This window comes from Sphingobium sp., assembly GCF_003248505.1.
Taxonomy (GTDB): Bacteria; Pseudomonadota; Alphaproteobacteria; order Sphingomonadales; family Sphingomonadaceae; genus Sphingobium.
This window is the reverse complement of sequence record NZ_QFOA01000001.1, coordinates 198,425-216,666: the sequence shown is the minus strand read 5'-3', so window position 1 is coordinate 216,666 and position 18,242 is coordinate 198,425. Positions and strand designations below refer to the sequence as shown.

Here is an 18,242-nt window from a genome sequence, read left to right as displayed (position 1 = left end):
GATCGAGCAACTGGCCCCCTCCGACCGCTGCGCGATTGCGCGGATGCCCGGACGATCCGGGCATCCTCATTTCTCATTCGACGACCGGAAGGGTCTCGAACTGGTGGAACGGCGGCGGACTGGGCAGAGTCCACTCCAGCGTCGTCGCGCCCTCTCCCCAGGGATTGCCTTCCGCCTTGCGGCCCGCGACCAGCGACCAGATGACGTTCACCAGGAAGATAAGCACACCGGCGGCCATGATCTCATAGCCGAAGGAGGCGACCTTGTTCCAGTAGGCGAAGGCTTCCGGATAGTCCGGGTAGCGACGCGGCATGCCCGAAAGTCCCAGGAAGTGCATCGGGAAGAACAGCAGGTTCACGCCCACGAAGAACACCCAGAAATGCAGGTGGCCGAGAAACTCGTTGTACATGCGGCCCGACATCTTCGGAAACCAGTAGTAGAAGCCCGCGAAAAGAGAAAACACCGCACCCAGCGACAGGACGTAGTGGAAATGCGCGACGACATAATAGGTGTCGTGCAACACGTCGTCGACGCCGCCGTTCGCCAGAACGACGCCGGTGACGCCGCCCACGGTGAAAAGGAAGATGAAGCCCAGCGCCCACACCATCGGCGTCTTGAAGCTGATCGACCCGCCCCAGATGGTTGCGATCCACGAGAAGATCTTGATCCCTGTGGGCACCGCGATGACCATGGTGGCCGCAGTGAAATACATCTTCACGTTGACGCTCATGCCGGTCGTGAACATGTGGTGCGCCCAAACGACGAAGCCGACGACGCCGATCGCCACCATCGCGTAGGCCATGCCGAGATAGCCGAACACCGGCTTGCGGCTGAAGGTCGAAACGATCTGGCTGACGATGCCGAAGCCCGGCAGGATCATGATGTAGACTTCGGGATGGCCGAAGAACCAGAACAGATGCTGATAGAGTTCGGGATCGCCGCCGCCTGCCGCGTCGTAGAAGGTGGTGCCGAAATTGCGGTCGGTCAGCAGCATGGTGATGGCGGCGGCCAGAACCGGCAGCGCCAGCAGCAGCAGGAATGCGGTCACCAGCACCGACCATACGAACAGCGGCATCTTGTGCAGGGTCATGCCCGGCGCACGCATGTTGAGGATGGTGGTGATGAAGTTGATCGCACCCAGGATCGAGGATGCGCCCGCGATGTGCAGCGACAGGATCGCCATGTCGACCGCCGGGCCTGCCGAACCGCTGGTCGAAAGCGGCGCGTAGACGGTCCATCCCGTGCCGGCGCCGTTGCCTGTGCCGCCAGGCACGAAGCTGGAGCCGAGCAGCAGCAGGAAGGCCGGGATCAGCAACCAGAAGCTGATGTTGTTCATGCGCGGGAAGGCCATGTCCGGCGCACCGATCATGATAGGCACGAACCAGTTGCCGAAGCCGCCGATGATCGCGGGCATTACCATGAAGAAGACCATGATGAGACCGTGCGCGGTGATGAGCACGTTCCAGAGATGATAGGCCTGGTCCAGAGTCGCCTCCGGGCCGTCCATATATTGTGCCCAGGTGTGGAGATACTGGATGCCAGGCTGCGCCAGTTCTGCCCGCATCAGGCCGGAAATCGCACCGCCAATCAGCCCCGCCATGATCGCAAAGATCAGGTAGAGCGTGCCGATGTCCTTATGGTTGGTGGACATGAACCAGCGCTGGAAGAAGGCCGGCTTGTGATCGGCATCATGATGATCGTGCGCCCCGTGATCAGGCGCTCCGCCGTGATGATCGGCTGTGATGGTGGTCATGGCTTCCTACCCCTGGATCAGATCTTGGCCGGCGCGCCGGCGGGCGCGGCTTCGGCGGTCTTGGGCTGCGCTTTCACGGTGCCGCCCTGCGAGAGCAGCCACTGGTCGAATTGCGCGGGCGGCAGCGCCTCGATGGCGATCGGCATGAAGGCGTGACGCGCGCCGCACAGCTCCGAACATTGTCCGTAATAGACACCCGGCTTTTCGATCAGCACGCTCTTTTCGTTGAGACGGCCCGGCACGGCATCCATCTTGAGCCAGAGCGAGGGCACGGCGAAGCTGTGGATCACGTCCGCGCCGGTGATGATGAGCTTGATCGGACGACCGACCGGCAGCACGAGGCGATTGTCGGGTGCGAGCAGATAGGGCTCGCCATTCGCCTTTGCCTTGTCTTCGGGCAGCAGGTTCGACACGAACTCCGGCACGCCGTCGTCGGGATATTCATAACCCCAATACCACTGATAGCCGGTGACCTTGACGGTCAGCGCATCCTTGGGCGCGGGCTTGTACTGGTCGGCGAGCAGGCCGATCGAGGGCACAGCGATCGCCAGCAGGATGATGACCGGAACGACCGTCCAAAGCACTTCGATCAGCGTGTTGTGCGAGGTCTTCGACGGCACCGGATTGGCGCTGCGGCGAAAGCGGACCATGACATAAAGCATGAGACCCAGCACGAAGAGCGAGATGATGGTGATGATCGGCACCAGCATCTTGTCATGCAGCCAGCGGGCGGTGTGGCCGGTGGGACTGAACTGTTCCTGGAGGGTGATTTCGCCCGGACGCGGCATGCCGATGCCTTCGGTCGGCTTCATGCGCGGCGGGGCGGCAACCTTTGCGACGGGCGCCGCAGCGCTCGCGTTTGCGACGTTGGCATCCGCCGAATCGGCAGGCGCTCCCGGATCGGAGGATTTGGGATCGGCGTCCACGGGCGTCGCCAGCGCCGCACCGGCGGTGGCGGATTCATTGCCCTGCGCAAACGCCGCGCCATGCAGTCCCAGCGCGGGTGCGAAGGCCAATAACCCCGCAAGAACGAGCGATTTCACCTTGTTCATAGCGTCTTCGTACCCCTAACCCCTTGGCGCCGCTGCAACGAAGACACACCTGAGTGCGTATTGGTCCCTCGCCCGTACGGTTCTGCCGCGGCTTATAGGCACGCTTTTCCCATGCCTCAAGCATTGATGGAGCAGATTTTCTTCGCTGTTGCAACGCATGTCCACGCCGCCTATTCGGCAGTTCCGCGCACAGGGGCGCAATCATGGCGGGCGAAGGGCCGCACGCCATGGGGATTTTCAAGCGGCGAGGCAGCGACATCGCTGCCCTGCCCGGCATGGATGACAGGCGGCATGACTGACGAGGACGTATTGGCGGAATTCCGGGCGGCAGGGGCGCTGCTCGAAGGGCATTTCATCCTCTCGTCGGGGCGGCGCAGCGCCAATTACCTGCAATGCGCGCGCGTCCTTATGAATGCGGAACGCGCAGGGCGCCTTGCCCGCGCGATCGTCCAGAAGCTGCCCCGCGAATTGCGGCAGGACATCGACATGGTCGTGTCGCCCGCGATGGGCGGTCTCATCATCGGCCATGAAGTCGGACGGGCGCTGGGCAAGGACGCGGTGTTCCTCGAACGTCCCGAAGGCGTGTTCGAACTGCGTCGTGGCTTTGCTATTGCACCGGGGCAGAAGGTATTGATGGTGGAGGATGTCGTGACGACCGGCCTTTCGTCCCGCCAGGCGATCGAAGCGGTGGAAAAGGAGGGCGGGATCGTCGTCGCCGAAGCCGCACTGGTCGACCGGTCTGCAGGCGAAGTCGACCTGGGCGTTCCCTTCTACCCCCTCGTCTCGATCAATTTCCCGGTTTACGAAGCGGATGCCGTGCCGCCCGAACTCGCCGCGATCCCGGCCACCAAGCCGGGCAGCCGGAAGCAATAGGGCCATGGGCACGCCATTGCGCCTCGGGGTCAACATCGACCATGTCGCCACCATTCGCAACGCGCGCGGGGGCACCCATCCCGACCCGGTGAAAGCGGCGCTGCTGGCGGTCAAGGCGGGGGCCGACGGCATCACCGCGCACCTGCGGGAGGATCGCCGCCACATCCGCGACGAGGATATCGCGATGCTGATGGCGGCGCTCGACGTTCCGCTGAACCTGGAGATGGCGGCGACCCGCGAGATGCTGGACATCGCGTTGCGGCACAAGCCTCACGCCGCGTGCATCGTGCCGGAAAAGCGGGAGGAACGCACGACCGAGGGCGGCCTCGACGCCGCCGGCCATATCGACGCGCTGCGGCCCATCGTCGCGGCGCTGGGCGATGCGGGTATCCGCGTCAGCCTTTTCATCGAACCGGATGCCGCGCAGATCGAAGCGGCGATGCGCCTGGGCGCGCCGGTGGTGGAATTTCATACCGGGGCCTACGCGCATCTCGACGGATCGGCTCGAGCCGCCGAACTGCGCCGCATTGCCGATGCCGCAGCGCTCGCCACCAAGAACGGCATCGAACCCCATGCGGGCCACGGCCTCACCTTCGACAATGTCGCGCCGATCGCCGCCATTCCGCAGATCGCCGAGCTCAATATCGGCCATTTCCTGATCGGCGAAGCGATCTTCGGCGGTTTGGAATCGAGCATCCGCGAGATGCGGCGGCAGATGGACCTTGCCCGTTGATCGTCGGGCTGGGGTCCGACCTTTGCAATATCGAGCGGATCCAGAATTCGCTCGACCGGTTCGGCGACCGCTTCATCCAGCGTGTCTTCACGCCCGTCGAACAGGCCAAGGCGGCGCGCCGACCGCTGACGCGCGCGGGGACGCTCGCCAAGCGATTCGCGGCGAAGGAGGCATTCTCCAAGGCGGTCGGCACCGGCTTCAAGGCGGGCGTTTTCATGAAGGATATCGGCGTCGTCAACGCCGCTTCCGGTGCGCCCACGCTGAACCTCACGGGCGGGGCGAAGGCCCGGCTCGACGCGATGGTCCCGCCGGGGCATAAGGCAGTCGTTCACCTGACGCTCACCGACGATCATCCATGGGCACAGGCCTTCGTCATCATCGAGGCGCTGCCGCTTTGAGCGACCCGCGTCCTCCAGAAGAAAGCGCGCCCGTGACGGCCATCGACCAGCCTGAAAATCCGCCCGCCGCCGTCGGGCATGAGGCCAACCCGGACGGGAAGCGGATCAACTGGTGGCATGAGGTGCGCAGCATCACGCTTCTCATCCTTGCCGTGCTGGCGTTCCACAGCTTCGTCGCGAAACCCTTTTACATCCCGTCCGAATCGATGATGCCGGTGCTGCTCACCGGCGACCGGCTGGTCGTGAGTAAATTCCCCTATGGCTGGTCCTATGTATCGCCCAGCTTCCATCCGCTGCCTTTCCTGAAAGGTCGTTTGCTCGGCCGGCTGCCCGAACGAGGCGATGTCGTCATCGTGTCGCCGCAGAACCGGCGGGAAGATTATATAAAACGGGTCATCGGCCTGCCCGGCGATATCGTCGAGGTGCGCGGCGGTCAGGTGATCCTAAACGGTATGCCGGTGCGCCAGCGGATGCTGAAGCCGCTGCGCATTCCGGTCGACGGCAACGCACCCTGCCCGCCGATCCAGTTCCCCGGCGCGCTGGTGACGGATGCGTCGGGCAAAAGCTGGTGCGAATTGCCCGTGCGGCAGGAAATTCTGCCCAACGGTAAAAGCTACACCATCATCGATACCGGGCCGAGCGCGCTCGACTGGTACGGGCCGGTGCGCGTGCCTGCCGACCACGTGTTCCTGATGGGCGATAACCGCGACAACAGTGCAGACAGCCGCGCCCCGCTGGATGAAAACGGCCTTGGCGGACCGGTGCCCTGGGAAGCCATCGGCGGCAGGGCGGAGTTAATCACCTTCAGCCTGGACGGCGATGCGACATGGAATCCCATGAGTTGGCTCCATGCCTTCCGCAGCGGTCGTGCCGGGAACAGCCTGCGCCCGGAGAGCGTTACCCCGCCGAAATAATCGTCGACCGACGCAAGAGGGGGCTGCCATGACCGACACGCCAAGCCATGTCGAGGAGCCGGGCCCGAGCGACCTTCGCAGCCCGCTCGCCCAGCATGAAATGAAGCGCGCGGGCGTGTGGTTCGCCATCGCGGTCGCCATCGCGCTGGTCGTAGTGCTGGTGCAACCCCTGCTGCTGATCCTGGGCGCGCTGGTGCTGGCGACGATGATGGACGGGGGTGCGCGGCTGCTGGGCCGGGTGCTGCCGATTTCGCGGGGATGGCGGCTGACCATCGTGCTGGTCGGTGCGCTGCTCTTCCTCGCCTACACTTTCTATCTCACCGGATCGAGTCTGGCAGCCCAGGCGCAGGCGATGCGAACCATCGTCGAAACGCAGGTCGCGCGGATCGGCGGGTGGTTGCAGCAACTGGGAATCACCGCCACGCCAAGCGACCTCAAGGGCCTGGCGCAACAGGCCCTCGGGAGCGTCGGCCGAGTCACAAGGGCGGTGGGAACGGCGGTCGGCGCGATCACCGCCGGTGTCATGATGCTGGTCCTGGCGATCTTCATCGCCATCGAACCCAAACTCTACGAACGCGGCATCGCCTGGATGATGCCCATGGACCGTCGCACGCATTTCTATCGAATCGCCGACAAGATGGGCTGGACGCTTCGCCGCCTCATGTTCGGTCGGCTGATCGGCATGGCCGTGGAGGGGATCGGGACCTGGCTGCTGCTGTGGGCGGGCGGTGTGCCGATGGCCGGACTGCTCGGCATCCTCACGGGACTGCTCGCCTTCCTGCCCAATATCGGCGCTATCGTCTCGGGCGCGCTCATCGTGCTGGTGGGTTTTTCCGGCGGCACGAACACGGGCCTCTATGCGGTCGGCGTGTATCTCGCCGTGCAGATCGTCGATGGGTATCTGATCGTGCCGATGGTGGCGCGCCGGGCCGTGGACCTTGCGCCCGCACTGGTATTGGCGGCACAGATTCTAATGGGTGCCTTGTTCGGCATCCTCGGCCTGTTCCTTGCCGACCCGCTGGTGGCTATGATCAAGGTCTATCTGGAGGAACGCTCCCGCGCGCTCGACGCCGAGCATCGCGCAAAGATTTCAGGCGTGATCAAGGCCTGACCATCCGTTGCATGGTCGCGCTGCCGCCATGCGACGGAACGGGATGGAGTGCCGCGCGCTTTGTGGTAAACCGGAAAAAAGACGAGAGGAGCGACGTAGAGAAATGGCAATCGGGCTGGATCGGGAAAAGAAACTGCATTTCGACATGGCGAATGTGGGCCTGCGTGCCCATGCGACGGCGGCCGGCCTGCTGCAACTATGTCAGGAACTGCGCCGCGCTGGCATTCTGGACGAATCGGCGATCGAGCGGATCAAGACAGCCATCGCGTGCGACATCGAAGTATCGGCACCCCGGTCGGTCGCAACCGTCGGTTTCCGCCGTGACGTGAAAGCGCGGCTGGACCGGTTGTTCGCGGGGGAGGAAAAGCTGGGCTCCGCCGACGCACTGACCTTCGCTTCTTCGCCGGACGATCAAGACTGAAAAGGCATGAAAAAGGGGCCGTCGACGCGGCCCCTTTTTTTCGATCCGACGGCTTTGCCGATCAGTTGCCCGGCGGCGGCGCCATGCCCTGCTGCTGCATTTGCTGCTGGAGCTTTATGAGTTCCGCCTTGGACCGGAAGTCGTGCAGGGTCACGTCGAACACCAGCACCGACCCGGCGGGGATCGGACCGGCGGCCCGATCGCCATAGCCCAGCGCCGCAGGAATCCAGAGGCGATACTTGCCGCCCTTCTTCATCTTTTGAAGTCCCTCGGAGAAACCGGGGACCACGCCGTCGACCGGCATCGGGGCCTGCGGATTTTCGTCGAAGACGGTACCGTCGAGCAGCGTGCCCTTATAGCCGACCAAGGCGATATCCGACGTCGTCGGGCTGGCCCCCGTTCCTTCCTCCAGCACCTTGTACTGAAGGCCCGATTCGGTGGTGATCACACCCGAAGCGCGCGCGTTCTGAATCAGGAAAGCGGCCGGCGACGGCTCCACCCCCTGCTGCCCCGCCCAGGCGAGACCGCCCGCTGCCAGCGCGACCAGCGCCACGCCGATCCACAGGCGGGTCAGCGAACCCTTGGCGATGGGACGAAGGGGAACGGCCGTCGTGGACATGGGGTGTGCTCGCGATGAAGGGGCTGGGATCAGGCGAAACGCAAGCGGCAGGTGCGCCGCTTGCGTCAGAACAGCGTCTTAACGGACGCCGTCACGCTCGGCGCGCTTGCGCTCCATCTTGCGGGCGCGGCGAACGGCAGCGGCCTTTTCGCGGGCGCGCTTTTCCGACGGCTTCTCGTAATGACGACGCAGCTTCATTTCGCGATACACGCCCTCGCGCTGCAGCTTCTTCTTGAGCGCGCGAAGAGCCTGGTCGACATTGTTGTCGCGAACGATGATCTGCATAAGTCCGTCAATCTCCAATCGAAAACGGGCGGTTCGCCGGGATACCAACATCCTTCCCGACGGGCCGACCGAATAGCAAAGCCAGTGAGTCGTCGCAGGTCACCCTGCGCCATGTGCGGCGCGCCCTACCAGCGGTCCCCTGCAAATTCAACCCCCAAGGCCGCATTCTCGACTTAACCGTGCATCGTGGCATAGTACGCCCATAGATAAGGAGAGGATCGCCATGGCCACCGCCGCCACACATGCCGACATCAGCGTTGCCGAATGGGAGGCGCGCCAGCAGCTTGCCGCCTGCTACCGCATCTTCGACCATATGGGCTGGTCGGAACTCATCTACAACCACATCACGCTGCGCGTGCCGGGTGAGGACCACGCCTTCCTCATCAATCCGTTCGGCCTGACCTATGCCGAGGTGACGGCGTCTAACCTCGTCAAGATCGACATCGACGGCCATGTTCTGGACGGCAGCCCCCACCCCGTCAATCGCGCGGGCTTTACCCAGCACAGCGTCTTCCACCGACGGCTGCCCGACGCGCATTGCATCATCCATACGCACACGACCGCAGGCATGGCGGTGAGCGCCTGCGCCGAGGGGTTGCGCCCGATCAGCTTCTATGCCGCCGCTTTCATCGGGCAGATCGCACATCATGATTTCGAGGGGGTGACGATCCGGCCCGAAGAAGGCGAGCGCCTCATCGCCAACCTGGGGGCGAAGCGCGTGATGCTGCTGCGCAACCATGGAACGCTGGTCATGGCGTCGAGCATCCCCGAAGCCTTCCTCAAGCACTGGCTGCTCCAGCGTGCCTGCGAGATTCAGGTGGCGGCGGGCGCGGCGGGGACGCCGGTCGACATTCCGCCCGAAGTCATCGCCGTGCACCAGCGCGACCTTGCAGGGGTGCAACTGCCGGTCGGGCCGGGCGTGCCGGATTTCCAGGCGATGGTGCGGACCATCGACCGGATCGACCCCAGCTGGAGGAATTAGGAAGGCACTCCGAAGCCGCCGCCGCCGGGCGTTTCGATGACGAAGGCGTCCCCGGCCTGAAGATCGGCGGTGGCGGTGGGGCCAAGATGCTCCATCCGGCCGTCGGCACGCTCCACCCGGTTGCGACCGGGTGCGCCGGGCCGACCGCCGTCCAGGCCGAAGGGCGGAACGATACGCCGGTTGGAGAGAATGCCGGCCGTCATGTCTTCCAGAAAGCGGATGCGCCGTATCGCGCCGTCGCCGCCGCGATGCCGCCCCGCGCCCCCCGACCCGGCCCTGACCGAAAAGGATTCCAGCAGGACGGGGAAGCGGGTTTCGAGGATTTCGGGATCGGTAAGGCGGCTGTTGGTCATGTGCGTCTGAACGACGCTGGCCCCGTCGAAGTCGGGGCCAGCCCCCGCTCCGCCTGCAATCGTCTCATAATATTGATGGCGCGCATTGCCGAAAGTGAAATTGTTCATGGTCCCCTGCGCGCCCGCCATGACGCCCAGCGCGCCGAACAGCGCATCCGTCACCACCTGGCTCGTTTCCACATTGCCCGCGACCACGGCGGCGGGATGACGGGGGCGCAACATCGATCCTTCAGGCACGAGGATGGTGACCGGTTTGAGGCAACCGTCGTTCATCGGCACGGCTTCGTCGATCAGGGTGCGCACGACATAGAGCACGGCGGCACGAACGATGGAGGCGGGGGCATTGAAATTGTCGGGCTGCTGATCCGACGTGCCGGTGAAATCGATCGTCGCGGCGCGGGCTTCGCGATCGATCGAGACAGCGACGTGGACAGCTGAACCGTTATCCATCGCATAGGTGAACTGCCCTTCGCGCAGCGTGCCGATAAGGCGGCGAACGGCGGCTTCCGCCTGGTCCTGCACATGGCCCATATAAGCCGATATAGTTTCGATGCCGTAATTATCGCCGATGCGCCGCAGCTCGCTCGCGCCCTTGGCGCAGGCGGCGATCTGGGCGGCGAGGTCGGCGATATTCTGGTCGACATTGCGCGCAGGGAAAGGGCCGGACGCGAACAGCGCACGCGTTTCGGCTTCGCGCAGGCGGCCTTCCTCCACCAGCAGCCAGTTGTCGAGCAGGACGCCCTCCTGCTCCACGCTGGTGCTGCCGGGGGGCATGGAGCCGGGCGTGATGCCGCCGACATCGGCGTGATGCCCGCGCGCCGCGACGTAGAAGGCGGGCGCATCCTTCCCGACGAAGACGGGCATGACGACGGTGATGTCGGGAAGGTGCGTACCGCCGTCATAGGGCGCGTTGAGCGCGTAGACATCGCCCGGCTTCATGCCGCGCCCGTCGAGCGGAAGGCCGTCCGCGCCCGGTCCGCGCCGCCGCAGGATGGCGCGGATGCTCTCGCCCATGCTGCCCAGATGCACCGGCATATGCGGCGCGTTGGCGACCAGATGGCCGCCCGCGTCGAACAGCGCGCAGGAAAAGTCCAGCCGCTCGCGGATGTTGACCGAAGACGCGCTGTGCTGAAGCGCCGCGCCCATTTCCTCCGCGATGGCCATGAAAAGGCCGCCCATCACTTCGAGCCGGACGGGATCGACCGCGCCTGCCCCCACCGCTTGCCCATGCGGGCGCTCCCGGGGAAGATGGCGGTCGAGGATGAGGTTGCCGTGGCTGTCGAGCCGCGCGCGCCAGCCCGGTTCGACCACGGTGGTGGACACCGCGTCGACGATCAGAGCGGGACCGTCGATCCGGCTGTCGGGGCCAAGGCCAGAGCGGTCGTAAAGCGGGGCCGGCGCGCCCGCGATTTTCACCGTCGCGCGCGGCGGCGCGGCCTCCGCCGCGATGGCGACGAGGCCGGTCATGTCCTCATCCGTTTCGGCGATGGCCTCCACCCGCGCCATGTCGATGAGGATGCGCCCCTGCCCGTCGAACCCAAAGCGAGCGCGATGCTGCGCCAGAAAATCGGCGCGCATGGATGCGATGTCGGAAAGCGGCACGTCGAACAGGCTGTCGGTGCCCTCATGGCGCAGTTGCAGCAGCACCTCGACCCGGTCGGCGTCGGGAAGGTCCGCGCGCACCTGCACCGAAAGCGCCTCGACCGCGCGGGCGAGATCGTCGGTCGCGTCGAGCGGCAGCGCCAGCGTCCGCTCGCGCACCGCGCGCCGGTCGGCCAGGCCCATGCCATAGGCGGACAGCACCCCGCCCAGCGGATGGATCATCACCCGGTCCATGCCGAGCGCGTCGGCGACGAGGCAGGCATGTTGCCCGCCCGCTCCGCCGAAGCTCGCCAGCGTATAGCGTGCCACGTCATGCCCGCGTGCGACCGAGATGCGCTTGATTGCATTGGCCATGCTGGCGACCGCGACGGCGATGAAACCCTCCGCCGCCGCCCATGGCGCGATGGGCCGGCCCGTCTGCGCCTCCACCTGCGCACACAATTCGGCAAACCGCGCTTCCACGGCGGCGCGGTCGAGCGGCTGGTCGCCATGTGGGCCGAACAGGCTGGGAAAGACATCGGGCTGGATCTTGCCCAGCATCAGGTTGCAATCGGTGATGGTGAGCGGCCCGCCGCGCCGGTAGCAGGCGGGGCCGGGCACCGCGCCCGCGCTTTCCGGACCGACGCGGAACCGCCCATCTTCGAACGTGCAGACAGAGCCGCCGCCCGCCGCGATGGTATGGATGCGCATCATCGGCGCGCGCAGCCGCACGCCCGCCACCCGCGCCTCATTGTCGCGCTCGTAGCGCCCGGCATAATGGGACACATCGGTCGAGGTGCCGCCCATGTCGAAGCCGATGACATAATCGAAGCCCGCCTGCCGTGCGGTGCGGGCGAGGCCGACGATCCCGCCCGCCGGGCCGGAGAGCACCGCATCCTTGCCCCGGAACAGCGAGCCGCCGATGAGGCCGCCGCTCGACTGCATGAAGAGCATGTCGGCGCCGCCGCCCAGCGCTTCCTCCAGCCCGTCGACATAGGCACGCAGGACGGGCGAAAGATTGGCGTCGGCCAGCGTCGTGTCCCCGCGCCCGACCAGCTTGATGAGCGGGGCGACATCGTGGCTCATGCTGATCTGCGTGAAGCCGATCTCCGCCGCGATGGCACCCAGCCGCCGTTCATGGGCGGGATGGCGGTAGCTGTGCATCAGCACGATGGCGACCGCCCGTAACCCCCGGTCGAACGCGGCGCGGAGCGCGGCGCGCGCCCCCGCCTCGTCCAGCGCCACGCGTACCGTGCCGTCGGCCATGATCCGCTCGTCGATCTCGACCACGTCGGCATGAAGCGGCGGGGGCACGTCGATGGCGCGGGCGAACAGGTCCGGCCGTTCCTGCGTGCCGATGCGAATGGCGTCGCGAAAACCACGCGTGATCGCGAGCAGGGTCGGCTCGCCCTTGCGCTCCAGCAGCGCGTTGGTGGCGATGGTGGTGCCGATGCGCAGCGAACAGGGCGGGATCGCGCCGTCCGCCGCGCCGGTCAGCCGCCGCACCGCCTCCACCGCTGCGTCGGCGTAGCGTTCCGGGTCGCTCGACAGCAGCTTGGCGGTGTGCAGCCGCCCATCGGGGTCGCGCGCCACCACATCTGTGAAGGTGCCGCCGCGGTCGATCCAGAATTGCCATGTCATCGCCGCGTGATGAACGCCCCCGCCCGCCAAGGCAAGCGCCGCCCCTGTTCGTAGGGGCAATGTTGATCGAGATTGTGGACAGGGCGAGGACGAGAACCTATCGTGAACGCATGGCGCAGCTTTCCACCCGGCAGAAACTCGAAATCCTGGCGGACGCCGCCAAATATGACGCGTCCTGCGCATCGTCGGGGACGAGCAAGCGGGACAGCCGGGGCGGCAAGGGGATCGGATCGACCGAGGGCATGGGCATATGCCATGCCTATGCCCCGGACGGGCGATGTATTTCCCTGCTGAAGATCCTGCTGACCAACAGCTGCATCTTCGACTGCCATTACTGCATCAACCGGCGGTCGAGCGACGTGCGCCGCGCGCGCTTCACCGCGCAGGAAGTCGTCGATCTGACGCTCAGCTTCTATCGCCGCAACTATATCGAGGGGCTGTTCCTTTCATCGGGCATCATCAAGTCTTCCGACTATACGATGGAGCAATTGGTCGAAGTCGCACGGTCGCTGCGCGAGGACCATGATTTTCGAGGCTATATCCACCTTAAAACCATTCCCGACGCTGATCCGCAGTTGCTGAATCTGGCGGGCCTCTATGCCGACCGCCTGTCCATCAACGTCGAGCTGCCGACCGATGCGGGTCTGAAGCGGCTGGCCCCGGAAAAGGACGGCGGGCGGATCGAAGGCGCGATGGGGCAATTGAAGGGCGAGATCGAGGACAAGTCGGACGCACGACGCAAATATCGCAGCGCGCCGCGCTTCGCGCCTGCGGGCCAGTCGACGCAGATGATCGTGGGGGCCGACGCCGCCGACGACCGCGCGATCATCGCGCGGGCGAGCAGCCTCTATGACCGGCACAAGTTGCGCCGCGTCTATTACAGCGCCTTTTCCCCCATCCCTTCCCCCAGCGCGGTGCTGCCGCTCAAGCGCCCGCCGCTGATGCGGGAACACCGGCTTTACCAGTCCGACTGGATGATCCGCTTCTATGGCTATGACGCGGGCGAGATCGCGGCGGCGACGGATCGGGCGACGGGGTGCCTGCCGCTCGACATCGATCCCAAGCTTGCCTGGGCGCTCAACCACCGCGCCGCGTTCCCAGTGGACGTGAACCGCGCGCCGCGCGAAGCGCTGCTTCGGGTGCCGGGTCTGGGCGTCAAGGCGGTGAACCGCATCCTGATGAGCCGGCGACACCGGCGGCTGCGGCTCGACGATGTCGCGCGGCTGACCACGTCGATCAAGAAATTGCGCCCGTTCCTGATCGCGGCCGACTGGCGACCGTTGGCCCTGATCGACCGTATCGACCTCAAATCGCATCTGGTTGCCCCCGCGCAGCAGCTCGACCTGTTCACATAAGGGTTGATCGGCACGCCGACTCGTGGAATTCTGCGCGTCGACGGGATTTTCGGAGGAGCATGGGTCTTGGCGACCGTATTTGGCAACCGCACGCAGGCGCGTAAAGGCTTCGCCAAACGGATCAGCACGCATCTCGCTGCGGCGCTGGTGGTCTTCTGCCTGCTGCAAATCGGCATCGTCGCGAAGATGGGAGGATCGCTGGTCCTGCATCTGGGCGTCATCGTCGCCATCGGCGGCTATGCGCTCGCCGCGCGTGCGCTGGAGCATCGCTGGCAGATGCTGGAGCAGGGTGGCCTGTCGCAGAGCGGCCTTGCCCTGCGGTTCCGCCGCGACCTGGTGCAGCTGTGGGCGGCCAGCCTGATCGGCGCGCTGCTGTGGATTCCGGTGGCGATCATCTATCGCTTCCTCTTCGGGTAGTCCCGGACCCAAAAGCGTCGGCGGTCGTTCTTCTCTCCAAACCCCCGAGGAGAAACACCATGGCCGATGCCAGCATTTTCGACCGCCTGAAGCAGGACCACGACCAGCACCGCCAGCTTTTCGCCAAGATGGACGAGGCGAAGGACGATGCCGACCGGCTGGAAAAGCTGTTCGACCAGTTCAAGGTGGAGGTGAAGGCCCACGCCGCCGCCGAGGAAGAAACGCTTTACGCCACCATGCTCGCCAAGCCCGATCTGCGTGAGGACGCCCAGCACAGCGTGTCCGAGCATAAGGAGATCGAGGATTATCTGGAGGAGATGGAAGACCAGAAATTCAACGGCGACGAATGGCGCAAGACCTTTGCCCAGTTGAAGAAGCGCTACCTCCATCATATCGAGGAGGAAGAGGAAGAGATGTTCCCCGACGCCGCCAAGGATCTGTCCGACAAGGAAGAAAAGGCGCTGGGCGAGAAGTTCGCGGAGCGCAAGCCGGACGAGTTGGAGCGGGCGCAGGCCGAGGACTGATCCTCACCCGCGCTCACCTTCACCCCGATGTATCGTGTCGCTCTGCCCGCCCCCGACGATTTCGACGGTTGGCGGGCAGCGGCGCGGCGTCTGGCAACGGCGGGGGTAGACCCAGCCGATGTTGCATGGGACGACGGGGCGTCGCCCGGCGAGCTATTCTATGCCCAGCCGCTCCCCCCGGAGCCGTTGCGCGCGGCCTTTTCCGTTCCGCGCGCCTTTGTCGATTTGGCTGAAAAAGCGATCCTCCATAGCGATCCCGAGCGGTTCGCCTTGCTCTATGCCCTCCTCGTCCGGGTGCGCGACAAACCCGGTACGATGGAGGATAAAGCCGATCCGCTCCTGCGCCGGGTCGATGGGCTGGCCAAGGCGGTGCGACGCGATATCCACAAGATGCGCGCCTTCGTCCGTTTCCGCGAAGTCGAAGAGGATGGCGACACCCGCTTCGTCGCCTGGTTCGAACCGGACCATCATATCGTGCGCGCGAACGCCGGATTCTTCCTACGCCGCTTCGCCACCATGCGCTGGTCGATCCTGACACCGGCCATCAGCATTCATTGGGACGGCGAGACGCTGACCGAAGGGCCGGGGGCGAGCCGCGCCGACGCGCCCGACGGCGATCCGGTCGAAGCCTTGTGGAAAGGCTATTATGCCGCGATCTTCAACCCCGCCCGCCTCAAGACCGGGGCGATGCTGTCCGAAATGCCCAAGAAATACTGGCGCAACCTGCCCGAGGCCGCGCTTATCCCCGACCTTATCGCCGGGGCGCAGGCGCGAGAGGCTGCCATGATCGCGACCGCGCCGCTGCCCGAAAAGCCGCAAAAGAGGCAGGGCAATGCCGCGACCATATGGGCTGGCATCCGCGAAGCGGCGATGGGGTGCACCCGATGCGACCTGCACCGCGATGCGACGCAGACCGTGTTCGGCGAAGGGCCGCTCGACGCGCCGCTGCTCTTTATCGGCGAACAGCCGGGCGACCAGGAGGATATGGCGGGACGCCCTTTCGTCGGCCCCGCCGGGCAGCTGTTCGATCGGGCGCTGGGCGAGGCGGGCGTGGATCGTTCGCGCGCCTATGTCACCAACGCGGTCAAGCATTTCAAGTTCGTCCGGCAAGGCAAGCGCCGGTTGCACCAGTCCCCGGACGCAGGCGAAATCCAGGCGTGCCGCTGGTGGCTGGGGCAGGAGATCGACCTGATCCGCCCGCGCGTGATCGTCGCGCTGGGCGCTTCGGCGGCACGCGCCATGCTGGGCAAGGCGGTGACGATCGGTCGCACGCGCGGGAACGCCATCGCGTTGGAAAATGGCGCGGAAGGATGGGTGACGGTGCACCCGAGCTATCTGCTGCGCCTGCCTGACGAAGCGAAGCGGGCGGAGGAGCGCGCGCGCTTCGTCGAGGAACTGCGCGTGATCGGAGACCGGGTGAAGGCGCTGGCCTGAGGCGCTACCGCCGCAGCAGGAACACCGCATGTTCGGCAAACAGGTTCGCATTGGCGTGGGTCGTTTCCCTGTCGCCCTTCAAAAACCACTGGCCGTCGATATGCCAGCCCCGTTCCTTCACCAGCGCGCGGAAATCGTCGACCGTCACATGGTGGATGTTGAGCGTGTCGTACCATGTGTCGGGCAGCAGGCGCGTTACCGGCATCCGCCCGCCCCACATCAATGACAGCCGCCCGCGCCAGTGCGCGAAATTGGGAAAGGATACGAACGCCTGCGCCCCGATACGCAGCAGTTCCTCGACCACGAGGTCGGGCCGGCGCGTCGTCTGGAGCGTCTGGCTCAGGATCGCATAGTCGAAGCTTGCGTCGGGATAATAGGCAAGGTCGGTGTCGGCGTCGCCCTGCACCACCGACAGACCGCGCGCCACGGCGGCAGCGACATTGGACCCGTCGATCTCCAGCCCGCGCGCGTCCGCCCCCGCATTGTCGCGCAGCGCCGCCATGAGCGCACCGTCGCCGCATCCGACGTCCAGCACCCGCGCGCCCGGCCGCACGGTCCGCGCGATGAGGGAAAGGTCCGGGCGCAGCGCGCCGCTCATGCCCGTCCGCCCTTGAGGAAGCCGTCCACGACCCGATTCAATTCCGGGCTTTCCAAAAGGAAGGCATCGTGGCCGAACGGGCTCGACAGTTCGACGAAACTCGCCTGCGCGCCGCTGGCGTTGAGCGCGTGGACGATGATCCGCGATTCGGCGGTGGGGTAGAGCCAGTCGGTGTCGAAGCTGACGAGGCAAAAGCGCGCCTTCGTCGCCGTGAACGCCTTGGCCAGGCTGCCGCCATGATCCTCTGCAATATCGTAATAGTCCATCGCGCGGGTGATATAGAGATAGGAATTGGCGTCGAAGCGGTCGGTGAAGCTCAACCCCTGATGCCGCAGATAGGATTCGACCTGGAAATCGGCGTCGAAGCCGAATGTCTTGGCGTCGCGCCCCTGAAGACGCCGCCCGAATTTTTCGGTCAGGCCCGCTTCGGACAGATAGGTGATGTGCGCTGCCATCCGCGCCACGGCCAGCCCCGCCACCGGCGGCTGTCCATCGGCGTAATAATCGCCGCCGCGCCAGTTGGGGTCGGCCATGATCGCCTGCCGCCCCACTTCGTGGAAAGCGATGTTCTGCGCGCTGTGCCGGGCGGTGGAGGCGATGACGACGCAGCGCTCCACCCGGTCGGGGTAGAGCGTCGGCCACGTCAGAGCCTGCATCCCCCCCATCGATCCGCCGATCACCGCCGCCAGCCGATCCACCCCCAGATGATCGAGCAGCGCCGCCTGCGCGCGCACCATGTCGGCGATGGTGAGCACCGGGAACCGCATGGCGAAAGGTTCGCCAGTCGCCGGATCGATGCTGGCGGGGCCGGACGACCCCAGGCAGCTGCCGATGACGTTGGAGCAGACAATGAAATGGCGCGCGGGATCGATGGGCTTGCCCTCCCCCACCATGCGCCACCACCAGCCGGGCTTTCCCGTGACGGGATGTTCGGACGCCACATACTGGTCGCCGGTCAGCGCGTGGCAGAGAAGGATGACGTTGGATTTGTCCGCGTTCATCCGCCCGTAGGTTTCGTAGGCGATGTCCACCGGACCCAGCCGCGCTCCGCTCGACAGGGCAAGCGGTCCGGGCAGGCGTGCCTGCCGCCGCAGGCCGAAGCGGCTGTCGTCGCTGGAAGGAAGGCTGGCCATATGGCCGCGGGGCTAGGACCCGCGCGCGCGCCTGTCAATCTGGCGCGCGCGCGGCAACGCGACTA

General features: G+C 65.7%; 18 protein-coding genes. 11 read left to right on the top strand and 7 right to left on the bottom strand.

The genetic code is table 11. The features are described 5' to 3' along the window. Window positions 1-73 precede the first annotated feature (73 nt). Complete coding sequence (ctaD, locus tag DI606_RS00995) at window positions 74-1,753, bottom strand: cytochrome c oxidase subunit I (RefSeq protein ID WP_293979062.1); 1,680 nt, start codon at window positions 1,751-1,753, stop codon at window positions 74-76. Window positions 1,754-1,770: 17 nt separating this feature from the next. After that, window positions 1,771-2,805: a cytochrome c oxidase subunit II gene (gene coxB / locus DI606_RS00990; protein ID WP_293979060.1), complete on the bottom strand. Its 1,035-nt coding sequence runs from the start codon at window positions 2,803-2,805 to the stop codon at window positions 1,771-1,773. 291 nt (window positions 2,806-3,096) lie between these two features. Here coxB and pyrE point away from each other — a divergent pair, with 291 nt between their 5' ends. The 6 genes from pyrE to DI606_RS00960 all read left to right on the top strand — a co-directional run bounded on the left by pyrE (window position 3,097) and on the right by DI606_RS00960 (window position 7,255). Beyond that, window positions 3,097-3,678 (top strand): orotate phosphoribosyltransferase, encoded by a 582-nt coding sequence (pyrE, locus tag DI606_RS00985; RefSeq protein ID WP_293979058.1) that lies wholly within the window; start codon window positions 3,097-3,099, stop codon window positions 3,676-3,678. Between the two features lie 4 nt (window positions 3,679-3,682). After that, window positions 3,683-4,411, top strand: coding sequence for a pyridoxine 5'-phosphate synthase (locus tag DI606_RS00980; RefSeq protein WP_293979056.1), 729 nt, complete (start codon window positions 3,683-3,685; stop codon window positions 4,409-4,411). Continuing rightward, the gene (gene acpS, locus DI606_RS00975; protein ID WP_293979055.1) at window positions 4,408-4,809 is read left to right on the top strand and encodes a holo-ACP synthase; all 402 of its coding nucleotides are present in this window, start codon (window positions 4,408-4,410) and stop codon (window positions 4,807-4,809) included. The genes DI606_RS00980 and acpS overlap by 4 nt, the downstream gene beginning before the upstream one ends. Next, the gene (gene lepB / locus DI606_RS00970; protein ID WP_293979053.1) at window positions 4,767-5,723 is read left to right on the top strand and encodes a signal peptidase I; all 957 of its coding nucleotides are present in this window, start codon (window positions 4,767-4,769) and stop codon (window positions 5,721-5,723) included. Before acpS ends, lepB begins: the two co-directional genes overlap by 43 nt. A 28-nt stretch (window positions 5,724-5,751) precedes the next feature. After that, window positions 5,752-6,834, top strand: coding sequence for an AI-2E family transporter (locus tag DI606_RS00965; RefSeq protein ID WP_293979052.1), 1,083 nt, complete (start codon window positions 5,752-5,754; stop codon window positions 6,832-6,834). A 103-nt stretch (window positions 6,835-6,937) separates the two neighbouring features. Continuing rightward, window positions 6,938-7,255, top strand: coding sequence for a hypothetical protein (locus tag DI606_RS00960; protein ID WP_293979051.1), 318 nt, complete (start codon window positions 6,938-6,940; stop codon window positions 7,253-7,255). 61 nt (window positions 7,256-7,316) lie between these two features. On the opposite strand, the gene DI606_RS00955 is transcribed toward DI606_RS00960, so the two are convergent. Continuing rightward, complete coding sequence (locus tag DI606_RS00955; RefSeq protein WP_293979050.1) at window positions 7,317-7,874, bottom strand: FKBP-type peptidyl-prolyl cis-trans isomerase; 558 nt, start codon at window positions 7,872-7,874, stop codon at window positions 7,317-7,319. A 78-nt stretch (window positions 7,875-7,952) separates the two neighbouring features. Then, window positions 7,953-8,159, bottom strand: coding sequence for a 30S ribosomal protein S21 (gene rpsU, locus DI606_RS00950; RefSeq protein WP_021226581.1), 207 nt, complete (start codon window positions 8,157-8,159; stop codon window positions 7,953-7,955). 223 nt (window positions 8,160-8,382) lie between these two features. On the opposite strand from rpsU, the gene DI606_RS00945 reads away from it, so the two are divergent. Beyond that, entirely contained in the window at window positions 8,383-9,141 is a 759-nt protein-coding gene (locus DI606_RS00945) for a class II aldolase/adducin family protein (RefSeq protein WP_293979049.1), read from the top strand. Here DI606_RS00945 and DI606_RS00940 read toward each other — a convergent pair. Then, window positions 9,138-12,716 carry a hydantoinase B/oxoprolinase family protein gene (locus tag DI606_RS00940; protein ID WP_293979048.1) on the bottom strand — a complete coding sequence of 1,193 codons (3,579 nt, stop codon included), beginning with the start codon at window positions 12,714-12,716 and terminating at the stop codon, window positions 9,138-9,140. The genes DI606_RS00945 and DI606_RS00940 overlap by 4 nt on opposite strands. Window positions 12,717-12,826: 110 nt before the next feature. Here DI606_RS00940 and DI606_RS00935 point away from each other — a divergent pair, with 110 nt between their 5' ends. The 4 genes from DI606_RS00935 (at window position 12,827) to DI606_RS00920 (ending at window position 16,446) form a co-directional block, all read left to right on the top strand. Then, window positions 12,827-14,071, top strand: coding sequence for a putative DNA modification/repair radical SAM protein (locus DI606_RS00935; protein WP_293979047.1), 1,245 nt, complete (start codon window positions 12,827-12,829; stop codon window positions 14,069-14,071). 66 nt (window positions 14,072-14,137) lie between these two features. Beyond that, a complete protein-coding gene (locus DI606_RS00930) occupies window positions 14,138-14,488 on the top strand; it encodes a hypothetical protein (protein WP_293979045.1) in 351 nt (116 codons plus the stop codon). Between the two features lie 59 nt (window positions 14,489-14,547). Further along, complete coding sequence (locus DI606_RS00925) at window positions 14,548-15,012, top strand: hemerythrin domain-containing protein (RefSeq protein ID WP_293979043.1); 465 nt, start codon at window positions 14,548-14,550, stop codon at window positions 15,010-15,012. A gap of 27 nt (window positions 15,013-15,039) precedes the next feature. Continuing rightward, the gene (locus DI606_RS00920) at window positions 15,040-16,446 is read left to right on the top strand and encodes a UdgX family uracil-DNA binding protein (protein WP_293979041.1); all 1,407 of its coding nucleotides are present in this window, start codon (window positions 15,040-15,042) and stop codon (window positions 16,444-16,446) included. A 4-nt stretch (window positions 16,447-16,450) separates the two neighbouring features. Here DI606_RS00920 and metW read toward each other — a convergent pair whose 3' ends face one another. After that, the gene (gene metW / locus DI606_RS00915; RefSeq protein ID WP_293979039.1) at window positions 16,451-17,044 is read right to left on the bottom strand and encodes a methionine biosynthesis protein MetW; all 594 of its coding nucleotides are present in this window, start codon (window positions 17,042-17,044) and stop codon (window positions 16,451-16,453) included. Continuing rightward, a complete protein-coding gene (locus DI606_RS00910) occupies window positions 17,041-18,177 on the bottom strand; it encodes a homoserine O-acetyltransferase (RefSeq protein WP_293979038.1) in 1,137 nt (378 codons plus the stop codon). Before DI606_RS00910 ends, metW begins: the two co-directional genes overlap by 4 nt. Window positions 18,178-18,242: the final 65 nt, after the last annotated feature.

Bases quoted from the DNA above. Each gene is read 5' to 3' on its own strand.
- ctaD (WP_293979062.1), bottom strand. From the start codon at position 1,753: ATGACCACCATCACAGCCGATCATCACGGCGGAGCGCCTGATCACGGG.
- coxB (WP_293979060.1), bottom strand. From the start codon at position 2,805: ATGAACAAGGTGAAATCGCTCGTTCTTGCGGGGTTATTGGCCTTCGCA.
- pyrE (WP_293979058.1), top strand. From the start codon at position 3,097: ATGACTGACGAGGACGTATTGGCGGAATTCCGGGCGGCAGGGGCGCTG.
- DI606_RS00980 (WP_293979056.1), top strand. From the start codon at position 3,683: ATGGGCACGCCATTGCGCCTCGGGGTCAACATCGACCATGTCGCCACC.
- lepB (WP_293979053.1), top strand. From the start codon at position 4,767: ATGGGCACAGGCCTTCGTCATCATCGAGGCGCTGCCGCTTTGAGCGAC.
- DI606_RS00965 (WP_293979052.1), top strand. From the start codon at position 5,752: ATGACCGACACGCCAAGCCATGTCGAGGAGCCGGGCCCGAGCGACCTT.
- DI606_RS00960 (WP_293979051.1), top strand. From the start codon at position 6,938: ATGGCAATCGGGCTGGATCGGGAAAAGAAACTGCATTTCGACATGGCG.
- DI606_RS00955 (WP_293979050.1), bottom strand. From the start codon at position 7,874: ATGTCCACGACGGCCGTTCCCCTTCGTCCCATCGCCAAGGGTTCGCTG.
- rpsU (WP_021226581.1), bottom strand. From the start codon at position 8,159: ATGCAGATCATCGTTCGCGACAACAATGTCGACCAGGCTCTTCGCGCG.
- DI606_RS00945 (WP_293979049.1), top strand. From the start codon at position 8,383: ATGGCCACCGCCGCCACACATGCCGACATCAGCGTTGCCGAATGGGAG.
- DI606_RS00940 (WP_293979048.1), bottom strand. From the start codon at position 12,716: ATGACATGGCAATTCTGGATCGACCGCGGCGGCACCTTCACAGATGTG.
- DI606_RS00935 (WP_293979047.1), top strand. From the start codon at position 12,827: ATGGCGCAGCTTTCCACCCGGCAGAAACTCGAAATCCTGGCGGACGCC.
- DI606_RS00925 (WP_293979043.1), top strand. From the start codon at position 14,548: ATGGCCGATGCCAGCATTTTCGACCGCCTGAAGCAGGACCACGACCAG.
- DI606_RS00920 (WP_293979041.1), top strand. From the start codon at position 15,040: ATGTATCGTGTCGCTCTGCCCGCCCCCGACGATTTCGACGGTTGGCGG.
- metW (WP_293979039.1), bottom strand. From the start codon at position 17,044: ATGAGCGGCGCGCTGCGCCCGGACCTTTCCCTCATCGCGCGGACCGTG.
- DI606_RS00910 (WP_293979038.1), bottom strand. From the start codon at position 18,177: ATGGCCAGCCTTCCTTCCAGCGACGACAGCCGCTTCGGCCTGCGGCGG.